The 13590-nt window shown below is 72.5% G+C and carries 14 protein-coding genes; 4 read left to right on the top strand and 10 right to left on the bottom strand.

What is annotated here, in order from left to right:
• Window positions 1-55 precede the first annotated feature (55 nt).
• A complete protein-coding gene (locus ABEE00_RS07555; protein ID WP_345744481.1) occupies window positions 56-1282 on the top strand; it encodes an MFS transporter in 1227 nt (408 codons plus the stop codon).
• Between the two features lie 43 nt (window positions 1283-1325).
• Here the strand turns inward: ABEE00_RS07555 and ABEE00_RS07550 are convergent, their stop codons facing one another.
• Both ABEE00_RS07550 and ABEE00_RS07545 read right to left on the bottom strand, forming a co-directional pair.
• A complete protein-coding gene (locus ABEE00_RS07550) occupies window positions 1326-2204 on the bottom strand; it encodes an SDR family NAD(P)-dependent oxidoreductase (protein WP_345744480.1) in 879 nt (292 codons plus the stop codon).
• Window positions 2201-3001, bottom strand: a complete 801-nt coding sequence (locus tag ABEE00_RS07545) for an SDR family NAD(P)-dependent oxidoreductase (RefSeq protein ID WP_345744479.1) — start codon at window positions 2999-3001, stop codon at window positions 2201-2203. The genes ABEE00_RS07550 and ABEE00_RS07545 overlap by 4 nt, the downstream gene beginning before the upstream one ends.
• Before the next feature lie 228 nt (window positions 3002-3229).
• Between ABEE00_RS07545 and ABEE00_RS07540 the strand changes: the two genes are divergently transcribed.
• Window positions 3230-3796: a TetR family transcriptional regulator gene (locus ABEE00_RS07540; RefSeq protein ID WP_345744541.1), complete on the top strand. Its 567-nt coding sequence runs from the start codon at window positions 3230-3232 to the stop codon at window positions 3794-3796.
• A 237-nt stretch (window positions 3797-4033) separates the two neighbouring features.
• Window positions 4034-4246 (top strand): hypothetical protein, encoded by a 213-nt coding sequence (locus ABEE00_RS07535; RefSeq protein WP_345744478.1) that lies wholly within the window; start codon window positions 4034-4036, stop codon window positions 4244-4246.
• Window positions 4247-4344: 98 nt separating this feature from the next.
• Here the strand turns inward: ABEE00_RS07535 and ABEE00_RS07530 are convergent, their stop codons facing one another.
• Complete coding sequence (locus ABEE00_RS07530) at window positions 4345-5220, bottom strand: SAM-dependent methyltransferase (RefSeq protein WP_345744477.1); 876 nt, start codon at window positions 5218-5220, stop codon at window positions 4345-4347.
• A 153-nt stretch (window positions 5221-5373) separates the two neighbouring features.
• Here ABEE00_RS07530 and ABEE00_RS07525 point away from each other — a divergent pair, with 153 nt between their 5' ends.
• Window positions 5374-6396, top strand: coding sequence for an LLM class flavin-dependent oxidoreductase (locus tag ABEE00_RS07525; protein WP_345744540.1), 1023 nt, complete (start codon window positions 5374-5376; stop codon window positions 6394-6396).
• Here ABEE00_RS07525 and ssuE read toward each other — a convergent pair.
• The 7 genes from ssuE to ABEE00_RS07490 are packed head-to-tail and all read right to left on the bottom strand — an operon-like array spanning window position 6371 to window position 13521.
• Window positions 6371-6937: an NADPH-dependent FMN reductase gene (gene ssuE, locus ABEE00_RS07520; RefSeq protein ID WP_345744476.1), complete on the bottom strand. Its 567-nt coding sequence runs from the start codon at window positions 6935-6937 to the stop codon at window positions 6371-6373. The genes ABEE00_RS07525 and ssuE overlap by 26 nt on opposite strands.
• 25 nt (window positions 6938-6962) lie before the next feature.
• Complete coding sequence (locus tag ABEE00_RS07515; protein WP_345744475.1) at window positions 6963-7961, bottom strand: putative sugar O-methyltransferase; 999 nt, start codon at window positions 7959-7961, stop codon at window positions 6963-6965.
• Entirely contained in the window at window positions 7958-8605 is a 648-nt protein-coding gene (locus ABEE00_RS07510; RefSeq protein WP_345744474.1) for a PIG-L deacetylase family protein, read from the bottom strand. Before ABEE00_RS07510 ends, ABEE00_RS07515 begins: the two co-directional genes overlap by 4 nt.
• Window positions 8602-9543 carry a WbqC family protein gene (locus ABEE00_RS07505; RefSeq protein WP_345744473.1) on the bottom strand — a complete coding sequence of 314 codons (942 nt, stop codon included), beginning with the start codon at window positions 9541-9543 and terminating at the stop codon, window positions 8602-8604. The genes ABEE00_RS07510 and ABEE00_RS07505 overlap by 4 nt, the downstream gene beginning before the upstream one ends.
• Window positions 9540-10817 carry a hypothetical protein gene (locus ABEE00_RS07500; RefSeq protein ID WP_345744472.1) on the bottom strand — a complete coding sequence of 426 codons (1278 nt, stop codon included), beginning with the start codon at window positions 10815-10817 and terminating at the stop codon, window positions 9540-9542. The genes ABEE00_RS07505 and ABEE00_RS07500 overlap by 4 nt, the downstream gene beginning before the upstream one ends.
• Window positions 10814-11983, bottom strand: coding sequence for a phosphotransferase (locus tag ABEE00_RS07495; RefSeq protein WP_345744471.1), 1170 nt, complete (start codon window positions 11981-11983; stop codon window positions 10814-10816). Before ABEE00_RS07495 ends, ABEE00_RS07500 begins: the two co-directional genes overlap by 4 nt.
• Window positions 11980-13521 carry a Gfo/Idh/MocA family protein gene (locus tag ABEE00_RS07490; protein WP_345744470.1) on the bottom strand — a complete coding sequence of 514 codons (1542 nt, stop codon included), beginning with the start codon at window positions 13519-13521 and terminating at the stop codon, window positions 11980-11982. Before ABEE00_RS07490 ends, ABEE00_RS07495 begins: the two co-directional genes overlap by 4 nt.
• Window positions 13522-13590: the final 69 nt, after the last annotated feature.

The following is a 13590-nucleotide window of genomic DNA, read 5'->3' as shown; positions in this document are numbered from 1 at the left end:
GCGCGCGTGCGTGCACCACACCACGGACACGGAGGACCGCCCCACCATGACAGGGATGCCCCGACGTTTCCTGCGGCTCCTGACGCGCCCTCATGTCGCCGGGCCCGCCTGGTGGAGCGTGGTGGCACGGGTGCCCGTGTATCTGATGTCCCTCGCCATGGTCCTCGTCGTACGCGAGCAGGGCGGCAGTTACGCGCAGGCCGGGATGGTGTCCGCGCTCTACACCGTCGGCATGGCGCTCGGCAGCCCGTTCATCGCCCGCCGTGTGGACCGCGCGGGGCGGCGGCCGATGTTGCTGGTCACGGGCGTGGTGTACCCGAGCGCGCTGGCCACGCTGGTGTGGGCCGCCGGACCGGCCACGGCCCCGCAGTTGGGGCTCGCGGTCGTGTCGGGCGCCTCGCTGCCGCCGGCCAACGCGTGCATGCGCAGCCTCTGGGCGCGCATGCCGCTGCGGAAGGAGGAGCGCGACACCGCGTACCTCTGGGAAGCGCTGCTCACCGAACTCCTCATCGTCGGCGCCCCGGTGATGCTCGCGGTCCTGATGCTGACCGGTTCGGCGGGGGCCGCGCTCACCACGGTGGCGATACTCGGCGGCGTCGGCGCCGTGGGGCTCGCGCTGACCCCGCTGCCGCCGGAGGTCGCCGAGCAGGACCGCAAGGCGCGTGAGGAGCACTCCTCGCACGGTCTGCTGGGCCCGCTGCGCAACCCGGGCATGCTCGCGCTGTGCGGCGTGATGGCCTGCGCCGCCGTACCGATCGGGCTGATCACGCTGGCCGTCCCCGCGTACGTGGACGAGCACGGCACGCCGGGGCGCACCGGGTTCGTGTACGCCTGCTGGGGCGTCGGCAGCGCGGTCGGCGCCCTGTGGCTGGGCTCCTCGCAGTCGGAGCGGCCCGTTCACCAGCGCTTCCCGTGGCTCGTGCTGGCCTTCGCCGTCGGTACGACGCTGCCGCTGCTGGCCACTTCGGAACTCACCCTCGGCATCGCCCTCGCGGTGGGCGGCGCGCCCATCGCCCTGGTCGCCGCCAGCGAGATGACGCTGGTCAGCAGGCTGACCGACCAGCGGCTGCTTACGGAGGCGTTCACCTGGGCCTCGCTGGCCACCGTGCTGGGCGACGCGGTCGGCCAGCAGGCTGGCGGCCTCCTCGTCCAACCGCTCGGCCCGCACGGCGTGTTCACGGCGGCCACGGGCGCGGCCCTACTCACCGCAGTCCTCGCCTTCGCCGCACGTGGCCTGTTCGCGCGCCGGGTCACCGAGCCCGTCACGGCCGGGGGCGGGTGAACGGGGCGCGTGGGGCGGGGCGACCGATGGGCCGCCCCGCGCTTCAGTGCTGTGGGCCCAGGGTTGGATCCCTCCGGCCCAGGATCATGTCCGTCCGCCCCCGCAACGCCCCGTCGATCATGTCCGGCTGCGGGAACACCCAGTACCGCCCCGCCGCGATCTGCTCGAAGCACCTCCGCGCGTGCTCCTCCGCCGAGATCCCCTCGGTGTCGGCGCGCGCCTGGAGTTGTGCGTTGAGGCCGGCGACCTCCGGCGGGGTCTGGCTGTCAGGCGCGGCGGCCGTCTTGAAGATCTCGCTGCGGACCGAATCGGGGAGGACGACCGAGACCTGGATCTGGGACCGCTTCAACTGGAGCTCGTACGCGAGGGATTCGCTCAGTGCCAGCGTGCCGAACTTGGTCACGCTGTACGGCGCCATCAGCGGGCTGGGCAGGAAACCGCCGACGGAGGACACGTTCACCACCCACGCCCGGCCGCCCTGGGCGAGCAGGCGCGGGACGAAGGCGCGGATGCCGTTGACGTACCCGCCGACGTTGATGCGCAGCGCGCGGTCCCACTGCTCGGCCGTGATCTCCCAGGAGTAGCCCATGGCCATGATCCCGGCGTTGTTGAGCAGCAGGTCGACCGTGCCGAAGCGCGCGTACGCCCGCTCGGCCAGCGCCTCGACCGACGCCGCCTCGGCCACGTCGGTGAAGACCGCCTCGACCTCGGCGCCCCCGCCGCGCAGTTCGTCGGCGAGGCGGGCCAGCCGCTCCTCCGCGATGTCGGCGAGGACCAGCCGCATGCCGAGGGAGGCGGCGTGCCGGGCGAAGCCCTCGCCGATTCCGGCGGAGGCACCGGTGATGACGGCGACCTTCCCGCCGAAGAGCTGCGCGGGAGCCTGCCCTGCGCTCGGCTCAGGGGTCTGTGCCGCGCCGCTCACATGTGGCTCCCGCCGTCGATGCGTACCTCGGTGCCGGTGATGAAGTACCCGTCGTGCGAGGCCAGCATGGCCACCACGGAGGCCACCGAGTCGGGGCCGGCGAAGTTGTGCCGCCCCTCCCCGACCTGCAGCATCGGCGTGGTCTTCTGGAGCAGCGACATGTCGGCGTCGGCGGGCAGGCCCGGCCCGACCGACTGCCGCGACGCGCCCGAGCCGTCCGTCATGCCGGAGGAGATCGAGCCCGGCTGTACGGCGGTGAAGCGGATGCCGCGCTTGCTGTACTCCATGGCCAGCGCGTGTGTCATGGACTGGATGCCGCCCTTGGACGCGGCGTAGGCGGCCATGTAGGGGTGGGCGAAGTTCTGGGCGGTGGAGGAGAAGTTGACCACCGCGGGCTCGTCGCCCTCCAGCAGCGCGGGTATCGACTCGCGGATCACCAGGAACGTGCCGACCAGGTTGATCTGGATGACCTGGTTGAAGTCGGCGAGGGTGACCTCCTCGGAGTGGCCCGAGCGCAGGATGCCGGCCGCGTTGACCAGGACGTCGAGCCCGCCGAGTGCCCGCACCGCCGCGGCGACGCCGGCCTTGACCGAGTCCTCCTGGGCGACGTCGACCACCTGCGTGGTCAGGCGCTCGGCGCCGGCGCCCGCCTTGGCGACGGTGTCCTGGAGCCCGGCCTCGCTGACGTCGGCGGCGACGACCGTGCCGCCCTCGTGGAGCATGCGCAGGACGGTGGCCTGGCCGATGCCGGATCCCGCGCCGGTGACGAGCGCGCGGCGGCCTTCGTAGCGGTTCATGTCGACTCCCTGGGGTGCTGGGTGCGGGGGTGTCCGATGGCCACCGTACGACGTGGTGACACGTTTTGCCATAACGACAATGTGTGCCAGTTCATTCCCGGGCGGGCTACCCTTCCCCTCGTGCACCCACGCAGTACGAGTACGCAGTCCGCCGGCACGACGTCGCCCAGTGCGACGTCGCCCACCACGCAGCCCTCGCTCACCGAGCGCCGCAAGGCCGCGACCCAGATGGACATCGCGCGGGCCGCCGTGCGGCTGTTCACCGAGAAGGGGCCCGACGGCACGACGGCCGAGGAGATCGCCGCCGAGGCGGGCGTCGCCCTGCGCACCTTCTACCGCTACTTCCGCAACAAGCAGGACGCGGTCGGCCCGCTCCTCGCGGCCGGCGGCGCGCGCTGGCGCGAGCTGCTGGCAGCCGCCGAGCCGGGCGCACCGGTCGCCCGCACGCTCGAGGCGGCGGCGGTCACCGCGCTCTCCCCGCCCGACGAGGAGGCCGAGGAGGGACTGCGCCAGACCCGGGCGCTGCTGCGCGCGGCGCAGGACGATCCGGCGCTGCGGGCCGTGTGGTACCGCGTCAACCAGGAGTCGGAGGAGCAGCTCGTCCCCGTGATCGAGCGGCTCCTGGGCACGGAGGCCGAGCCGTTGCACGTGCGCATGACCGCGGCGCGGGCGACCGCCGCGATCCGTGTCGCCCTGGAGGTGTGGGCCCCCACGGACGCCCCGGTCTCCGGCCCGTCCTCACCGGCTGACCTGGTGGTCCGCTGCCTCAAGAGCGCGCCGCACGGGAAGCGTTGATGGCGGAGAAGTGACCCCGTCGCCCCGGTAAAGACTTCCCAGGGGAACGTCAAGGAACGGCACCTCGCTACGCCCGTACGGGGCCCGGCTCAGGCCCACGGAGCGGGCGTATGGTCACCGGCTCGGTAAAAACGGGCAGGAACCCGCAGAAGGTACGGGGTCGCTGTGCCGTGCCGTCAACGGTCCGCGCTCGTTGACGATCACGAACATCCCCGTACCGATCAAGAGGTGCATTCCATGCGACGCTTCAGCATCGCCCTGGCCACCGCCGTCGCCGCCGTCGGCATGGCCGGTTCCGTGGCCAGCGCGGCCCCCGCCTCCCACGCCGGGCCGCCCTTCCCCTACCAGGACTGCATCAAGGCGACGCAGAAGAAGGGCGAGTCCCCCTCGAAGGGCAAGGCGCACTGCGACCAGCTCGTGAAGAAGGGCTGGGTCAAGCCGGCCGGCTGACGACTCCGCGCTCCTTCCCCAGCGCCCCCGCTCCCGGCCCGTGCCGGGAGCGGGGGCGTTCCCCTTGCGGGGGCGTTCCCCTTGCGGGGTCGGCGCGCTCACTGCGGCGGCTGCTCCTCGGGCAGGCGGGCGTGGACGATTCCCCAGCGGACCAGTTCCCTGCCGGTGATGTCCTTCCACAGCGGGAGGTTGGTGAGCAGGTCGTCCATGTAACCGGGGCTGATCACGCCGCGCAGTTCCTCCGCACGCTGCCGTACGTCCTCCTCCAGGCGCGCGTAGTGCGTCGCGACGTCCGCCGTGCGGTCCTCCAGCTCCACCGGGGTGCAGCCGGAGGCGAGCAGGTGCTCACGGTAGAAGGAGGGGGTGGCCAGGTCGGGTACGCCCAGGCGCTGGATCGCGGGCTGGATGGCCGGTGCCGGGGTGTCGTCGGCGGCCATGATGTCGGTGAAGACCAGCGCGCCGCCCGGCCGGAGCACCCGCAGGATCTCTTCGAGCGCACGCTTGCGGTTGTGGGCGTGGCACAGCACCTCCAGGGTCCATACGACGTCGAAGTGGTCGTCGGGGTAGGGCAGTTGGTCGAGGGTGCCGGTGGTGACGTTGATGAGGTGGTCGAGTCCGCGGCGGGCGTTGGCCGCGCGGTGCCGCTCGTTGTGCGCCTCGCTCAGGTCCAGGGCCTCGATGCGGCACCCGTGGAGTTCGGCCAGGGTGCGGGCCGAACCGCCGTATCCGGAGCCCAGGTCCAGGACCCTGGCCTCGGGGCCGAGCAGGTCGGCGACCTTGCCGGCCGCGTGCGTGATGGTGCGGTGCGAGGCGGTGGAGACGTCCTCGTGGGGGTCGGCGTAGATGCCGATGTGAATGTCCTCGCCGCCCCACACGGCGTCGTAGAACGCGTCCACGTCCGCGCTGTCGTAGTAACGCCGGGTCGCGTCTTCCCCGCCCCGAACCCCATCGCCTGACAATCCGTGATCTCCCATTCCCCGACCCTTCCCCGGAGGAAAGCCCGCGCCACCTGCCGCGACCCCGTTTCGGCCACCGGCGGCCGAAACGGGCTCGTACCGGTGTGTTGGGGGTTTGGGTAGGTTCGGCGGGAGCTGGGAGGGGGACTCGTGGGGGCTGTTGTCGAGGTGATGGTCAATATCAATGCGGGGACCATCAGTGATGCCGTGTCAGTCGGACGGCTTGTCGAGAAGCGTGGCGGGCACCGGGTCGGGGTGTGGGACTCGCCTGTTGGGGTGCCCGAGTGCTGGGCCACCCTCGGGGCTCTCTCCCAGCACCTCACCTCCATTCCGGTGGGGGTGGCCGTCACCAATCCCCGTACCCGGCACCCCGTGGTCACCGCGAGTGCGCTCGCCGGGCTGGCCGGTGCCGCGCCCGGCGGGGTCTTCCTGGGGATCGGCACGGGGGACAGCGGCGTCTACAACCTGGGGCAGCGCGCCGCCACGCTGCGGGATCTGCGCGCCTACGCGGTGTGCGTCGCGGAGTTGCTCCGTACGGGCAGGTCGGTGTGGCGCGGCGCCGACGTACACCTCGCGCGGCCGCCGGAGCGGCGCGTGCCGCTCTACATGGCCGCGCACGGCAGGCGGTCGCTGGAGCTCGCCGCGGAGATCGCGGACGGGGTCTTCCTCGGGCTCGGGCACAGCGAGGACGTCGTACGGGAGGTGCGCGCGGTGGTCGCGGGCGCTGCCGAACGCGCCGGCCGCGACCCCGGGAGTCTCGAGCTGTGGTGGAACGCGGCCGGCCTCCGCATCGGCCCCGACTCCGAGCGCGCGGCTCAGGAGGCGGGCTGGCTCGCGGCCTCCCTCGCGCACCACTTCGCGCGGTCGGGGCTGGCGGGGAAGTTCGTGCCGGCCGAGTACGAGGACGGCGTACGCAAGCTCGGCGAGCTCTACGACCTGGGGCAGCACGGACGGCAGTCCCCCGAGAAGCGGCGCGCCTATCTGGAGGCCGCCATGGAGCTGGGCGTGTGGGACTACCTGCGCGAGCGCTTCCTCATCACCGGTACGGAGGACGAGGTGGCCGGCCGGCTGCGCGTGCTGCGCGAACGCGGCGTGCACCGCCTCGAATTGGGCCTGGCGGCGGGCGGCACCGACGGCGTGCTCGCCGCGCTCGACCTCGTACGGGGCATCAACGCGGAGCGGCGGCAGCGCTGAGGGCGGCCGCGGGCTCTCCGAGCGCCCTCGCCAAGCGCCCCACGCTCTCGTGCACCCCCGCCGCCGTGTCCTGCTCCAGCCGCGCCCCCTCGACCGGGTCGGGGGTGATGTGCCGGTCCAGGACGAAGCGGCCGCGCAGCACCCGGTCGCAGCCCAGCGCGGTGAGCACGGGGCGCAGCGCGTAGTCGAGGGCGAGCAGGTGGGCCGGTGTGCCGCCGGTGGCCAGCGGCAGCACGGTCTTGGAGGACAGGCCGGCCTCCGGAACCACGTCGAGCAGGGTCTTCAACGCCCCGCTGTAGGCGGCCTGGTAGACGGGCGTGCCGATGACCAGGGCGTCGGCGCGGGCGATGGCCGCGAGCGCCGATCGCAGAGCGGGGTGCCCGGTCTCGCCGCGCAGCAGGGGCCCGGGCGGCAGGTCGGGTACGCACAGCCGCCGCACCTCGTGCCCCGCGAGCTCGGGCGTCCGCTCGATGTAGCGCAGGAGCGCGGCGGTGCGGGAGTGCGCTGACGGACTGCCGGACACCGTGAGCACATGGGACATGGTCGGGACTCCTCCGGTCGCGGGCTCACCGCTGCAGTTCGTAGAGCAGGAAGTGGTCGTCGACGCCCAGGTCGTCGCCGAGCGACGGGTCGCGGACGATGGGTTCGGCGGCGATCCTGCGGTAGCCGCACCGCCACAGCAGCGGCGCCGCGTTCCGCCCCCTGACCGTGTGTTCGCGGCTGAAGAGGCGGTCCTGGGTGTTGGAGATGATGAACAGGTGCCGCACGTTGCGCGCCGCCAGCCACTCCAGCCAGGCCCCGATCGCGGAGTACGGCATCTCGGAGAAGCCGTGGATGTTGACGGCCAGGTCGATGCGCGTGCGCTCCAGCGTCGCGAGCCGGTCCAGTGGCACGGTGACGGCCTTGCGGGAGACACCCCGGTAGCCCAGGTAATAGGAGCACACGAAGGTCGATTCGGGGACGGCGTCCACGCAGTAGTAGCGGCCGAGCCCCTCGACCGCCTCCACCATGCGGCACCCCAGGCGGCCGTAGCCGGCGCCGACGTCCAGGACGGTCGCGCCGCGGCGGCCGTACAGGTCCCACGCGCGGTCGAGGAAGGAGATCTCGTTCACCGAGTCGAGCAGATCGCGGCTGAGCAGCCCGCCCTTCCCGTCCTCCGCGGTCCAGCAGCCGAATTCGCCGCCCTCGGCGAGCCGTCCGAGCAGCCCGCGCGCGTCGAATGCGCGGAGATAATCGGCGTACCGTACGAGGCTTTCCTCCAGGGTGCAGGAGTAATTGGAGAGCTGCCGCACATAGCAGTTGTCGCCGCGGAAATAGCGCAGGTCCAAGTCCGAGCGGTGGGAATCGCGCCACTGCGTATGGGTGTTGAGCGGCGATTCCACCTGCGCATAGCGCCGGACCAGTTCGAGCAGGTACGGGTTGTCCCACCGCAGGTGCTCCGCCGCGCCCTCCGGCAGCGGCATCGCCGCGCTGTAATCGCCGCGGCGCCTGAGCAGGGGCATGGCGGTGTCCTTCCGGCGCTGCCCGGAGTCGCCGAGCTCTTCGCTGTACGTCGCCGTGTTCACGCCGTCGCCCCCTCGATGCGCCGCTCGGTCCTGAACATCTCCGCGTACTGCAGCTCCGGGTCGAGCCGTTCGACCACCCTGTGGTGCACGTGCTGCCGGTGCGCGACGGAGGCGAGCCGGCGGAAGACGTCCATGTCGAGCTGCTTCTGCGAGGCGAAGCACTCCAGCGCCCGCATCTTGGCGTCCATCAGCTCGGGCGTCCCCAGGAAGAACAGGTTGGGCTCGAACCCCGTGCTGTACGGCGAGCGGAAATAGCACAGGTCCATGGCCTCGCGCAGTGCCACGGCCGTCACCTCCTGGGCAGTGGTCACATGGTCGATGTGCTGGTCGCCGGGGAAGTGGGTGTAGACCACGTCGGGCGCGCTCTCCCTGATGACGGAGAACAGCTCGGCGTTGATGCTCCCGCGGTGTTCCACGAACCGGGTGTCGGGGATGCCGGAGAAGGTGTACCGGTCCACGCCCAGCACGCGGCCCGCGCTGCGGCACTCTTCCAGCCGGGGCAGCGCGCCGTCCGGCTCGGGGGTGCCGGCGGTCAGGCAGTGCACCCGTACGCGGGCGCCGCCGTCCACATACCAGCGGATGCGCATGCCCATGCCGATTTCGGCGTCGTCGGGGTGGGCGACGACGATGAGGACTGCCTTCACTTCGGGTCTCCGTCGGTCTCCGGGGGCGCCGGTGCGGCGGCGCCGAGCAGCATGCCGCGGGACCGCGGCCCGTGGTTGAACAGCAGGTCGAACGCGGACAGTTCGGCCTCGAAGGGGTGGCCTGGCGGGAACTGCCGCTGGGGGTAGACGGGGTGCCGGTACGGGAAGGTGCCGACGGTGACGCCGTGCCGCTCCATGACTTGACGCTCCGTCAGCGCGGGGTGCTGCGCCGAGGCCCGCATCAGGTAGTGGTCCTCGCGCATCGGGGTCGCGCAGGCCAGGTACTCGACGCCCGGGGTGCCGCCCGGGACGCCGCCCGCGCCTTCGCCGCCCGGGGGTGTCTCGTACGGCCGCTCCCCGCATGGCCGCTCCCCTCTCTGCGGCAGGCGTTGGGCGTACACCGCGGCCGACCGGGCGAGCTCGGCGAGCAGGGCTCCTCGCGTGTGCGAGGGGTGCGGGATCAGGTCGCCGGCGCGCAGGTAGGGGGTGGTGATGTCGAGTGCCTCGCGTACGACGCCGGTCAGCGCGTCGCACAGGTCGCGCAGGAGCGTCCACTCGGTGCTGTAGATCTCCTCCAGGCGGGGCGCGTAGCGGGCGAAGTAGGGGGTGGAGCGGTAGAGGGAGCTGAGGGTGGCCCAGTGGTCGCGGAGGACGCCGTGGTCGGCGATCCGCTTGTCGCGGATCGGCTCGCGGCCGCGGTTGACCGGTACCGACAGCCAGCGCCGCTCGCCGCCGCGCACGAACACCTGCCGGTTCTGCCACTCGCGGGCGGCGAACTGCACGGTGTCCAGGGAGACGAAGACGTCGGAGACCGCCATTTTGTAGAAGTAGTACAGGTGGCGGTGGTAGCCGGGTTGGTGCGCTGCTACGCGGACGGTCTGCGCGGAGGGTGCTGTGCGGTCGCGGGGCTCTGCACCGGTGGCGGGATGCGGGCTCACCGCGTGGCCGTCCTCAGGACGATCGCGCTCTTCAGGCGCCGCCCCTCCAGGCCCCGCCACCGGAAGTCCGCCGTCTCGTCGCGCGGCCACTCCAGGTAGTGCATGCTGCCGAGCACCCTCGCCTCCCCCTTCTCCAGAAAGCCGATCTTCGAGGACTGGCCGCCGTCCAGGTGGTGCGTCTCGTCGGGCGGCATGCCGTCGGCCGCGCACAGGCGCACGGCCTCGGCCGGGGTGACCCCTTGGAAGGTCTCGGTCAGCGGCGCCCCGTCGAACACCCGGAACCACACCTCGCCGCCGCCGATCCGTACGAGGGTGCGCGCGTAGCGCACGTCGCGGAACGGCGAGAGCCCGAGCGAGGCGTCGTACGCGGCGACGCGCCCGGCCGCGGCGTCCGCCGCGCTGGGCCCGACCGACATGCCGCTGGAGATCTCCGAGGCGTCCAGCCCTCCGATGCCGAGCACCCGCACCGGCGCGCCCTCGCGCAGCACCGCGCCCTGCGAGACGTGCCCGCGCAGGACGAAGGAGCCCGCGAACAGGTCGGCCCCGCCGCCCTGCCGGACAGCGGAGATCACGTGACCGCCCCCGGGGAGGCGGACCACGGTGCAGTCGAGCGCGCCGGGGTCGGCCGGCGTCACGTTGCCCCGGCGGTCCACGAACCGTACGAAGCCGGTGCGGGGGTGGTCCTCGTACTCCACGCGGCAGTTGGCGGCGTTGAACACCCGGAGGGCTGCGGGCTCTTGGGCGGCATCCGCGGGGGCGGCCTTGGAGCCGCGCCAGGTGTACGTGGTCTCCCCCACCCGTACCCGTCCCTCGGCGGGGAGCGCGCGCAGCACCGGACGGTCGCGGTGTACGAGGAAGGCGGGCTTGGGCGCCGTCGGCAGGCTGACGATCTCGCCGTCCCGGCAGCAGAAGTCCAGGCACGGTTCGGCCGGCTGGTAGGAGGGATCGTCGGAGATGAAGGAGAACGAACCGCTCACGGCCACCGACACTCCGCAGGTGCCGAGGAGGTCGCGCAGGTAGAAGCCGGACGCGCTGGAGGCGACGGCCGCGGATGCGCGGTCCAGCCGGATGCGGAGGGTGAAGACGTTGGTGAAACACCCGCCGCCCAGCTCCACGGTCTTCGCCTCGAACCGTACGCCGGGTGCCGGACGCAGGCGCCGGGGCGGCACGCGGACGGCGAAGTCGCCCTGGTCCTTCGCGAGGGACTGGATGTCGGCGACCTCGTAACCGTGCGCGCGCAGGACCTGCACCGCCCGCCGTTCCTCTCCCGTCACCGGCGGTCCTCTCCTGGGGCGTCGGGTACTGGTGTCGCGGGCACTGGGACGTCGGGCGCCGGCCTCGCGGTGGTCCTTCCCCCGCCGGTCGGGCCCTCGGGCAGGAGGGCCACCGCGCGGCTCAGCTCCCGCAGCCCGACCGTGCCGTGGTCGAGCAACGCCACCACGCGGCCGTGCAGTTCGCGGCGCTGGACGGGGCCGAGGGGCAGTTCGTAGGGGACGGCGCCGTTGACGAGGCGGTAGAGCATGACGCCCGCGGTGACCTTGAGCATCAGGGCGTGGTCGTCCGCCGCGATCCCCTCGGGCCCCGCGTACCCGTGCAGCAGCGCGCGGGTCAGCACGTCCAGGCGCCCTGCGGCGGGGCCCGGGTGGTGGATGAGTACGTGGGCGAGGAGATAGCCCAGGTCGTACAGGGGCCAGCCGTGGTGCACGTTGTCCAGGTCGCAGATGGCCACGCCCCCGCCGGCGAGGCTGAGGTTCTTCGGACAGCAGTCGCCGAGGATGAGCTGCTGCCCCCTGACGCGGCGCAGTTCCCCGCACGCAGCGGTCAACGCCGGGTGCGGGGTGCTGCCGAGGCAGAACCCGAAGGTGTGCTCGCGGAACCACACGTCGCCCTGCGACCTGATGGGCCGGCGCTCCGCGCGGGTGGCCTCGTGCACGCGGCGCAGCGCGGCGCCCAGGCGCTCCAACTCCCGTGACGTCGCGGGCCGTTCGAGCAGGTGGTCCTGGTAGGTGCGGCGGTCGGGGAAGACGTCGGTCATGATCATGGCGTGCGCCTCGGGCAGGAAGTCCAGCACCCGGGGGAAGAGGGAGGGCGCCGCCGCCCCGTACACCTCCAGGGCCCGCCGCTCGTCGGCGATCAGCGCGGGGTCGGTGCGCAGTTCGGGCATCCGCGCGAACCTGTCGGTGCGCACCTTGAGGACGACGGTGCCGCCTTCCCCCTCCACCCGGAACACGTGGCTCACGTTCCCGCCCGTCAGACGCCGCACACCGGTCACGGCGCCGGTGTGCCGCGCGCAGCGGTCGAGCAGGCGGTGCCGCGCCCCGCCGGGGATGTGCGGGGGCCGCGTACGGGCGCCGGGCTCGGGCTCGTGCTCCGACTCCCTTGCGCGGGGCGGGTCCTGGGGCAGCCACGGGCCGCGCCGTGCTCCGGTGGGGGCGCTCACAGCGGCAGGTCCAGGAGACCGCGGGCGGTGGCTGAGCTCGGGCCGGTGCGGGACGGCTGGTCGGCGCTGGTGCGGAAGTCGAGCGTGGCGGTCGGGGAAGCGCCGGACCACTGCTGCGCGGTGGAGAGGTAGGCGCCGGCCATGAGGGTGGAGGAGCGCCGGTGGTCGGTGAGGTCGGAGACCATCTGCGCGCGGGTGCGCTTGCCGTTGAGGTACTCCAGGAACTCCTGCATGGCCCGTGCGCGGGACGACGACTGGGTGGGCTCGGCGCGTACCCCCTCCCACGCACCGTCCTGGGCCAGCTCCTCGTACCCGTACGTCGCGCACTTCTCCCAGCGCGGGTTGAAGCTGCTGTTGCGGAAGACGTGCACCTCGATGTGCTCGGCGCCGCCGACCTCGTAGGGGGCGCGGGGGCCGTCACCGCCGCCCAGCGACTGGAGCGAGTGGTAGTGGATGGCCTGGAAGGGGCCCTGTTCGATGATGTGGCTCTCGTGCCGTACCCGCCCGTTGCCCTTGTAGAGGTCGGCGTGCACGGGGGTCACGCTGCCGCGCTGCGAAAAGCCGTTGTGCACCAGGTTGATGCTGCCGAGCGTGAGGGTGCGGCCGCCGCTCTTGTACGCGGTGGAGACGAAGGCGTCGATCTCCCCGAACGCGCGGGTACGCGCGAGGAGTTCGGGCTCCGTGTAGGGGTTGGCGGCGGCGTACCCCGGAAAGAGGCGCTCGTAGTCGCCGACGCCGAGCTGGGCGAGGAAGTCACCGGGCCGGGTGACGTGGGTGTGCACCTCCACCTCGTCCAGCGTCTTGCCCTCGCTCTCCCCGGCCCGCAGCAGCCAGGGGACGATGTCGAAGAAGTGGTAGCCGGAGTGGGCGCACTTGCCGTAGCCCAGGTCGAAGGAGTGGTAGGAGATGTCCACCAGCTCGCCCGGCATGCGCCACTGTCCGTCGCTGTGGAAGGTCTGCACGGAGGTGACGGGGCAGCCGGTCTCGGCCGCCACCTCGGCGATCAGGTTCCGCATGGTGAGGAAGGCCGGGTGGTAGCGCCGCTGGCACTGGACGGTCACCAGCAGTTCGGGCCGCGCCTCGCGCGCACGCGTGTAGTGGTCCAGCATCCCGTCGAAGTCGGTGAGGATGGCGCGCGCCCTGGCGGGGTCGAGCGAGCAGTCGGCGTGCACGCTCAGCGGCTTGTCGAGCAGGACGTCCAGCCCGCGGTCGAGGGCCCAGTGCGTGTAGACCACGTGGAAGGACGGCTCGGTGGAGATCACCACCGCGTCGATCGCGCACCGGCGCACCAGCGCGTCCAGGGTCTCCCGCGCCGGGGGCGGCAGCTCCCGGCGTCCCGGCTCGAAGGGGTCGACCATCGCGACCGGGATGTCCTCGCCCTCGAAGGCCTTGTTGAACTGCGCGATCGCCTCGGACGCCGCCGGAATGTCCACCCCCGCGACCGTGCCGACCAGACCCGCCTTCTGGCCGGCGAGCAGCCCGGGTAAGTGGTTTCTGCGCGCGTGCGGCCCCACCCCGATCACCAGGATGTTCTTCACTTCGCCTCCCCCTTGACTGTGGACGGATCGCCCGGGCCCCCTGCCGCGGGCGCGGTGGCGCCGGCGCGT

The organism is Streptomyces odontomachicola (assembly GCF_039605595.1).
In the GTDB taxonomy this organism is placed as follows: Bacteria; Actinomycetota; Actinomycetes; order Streptomycetales; family Streptomycetaceae; genus Streptomyces.
Note: the sequence above shows the minus strand (reverse complement) of the source record. Positions and strands in the feature narration are given on the sequence as shown.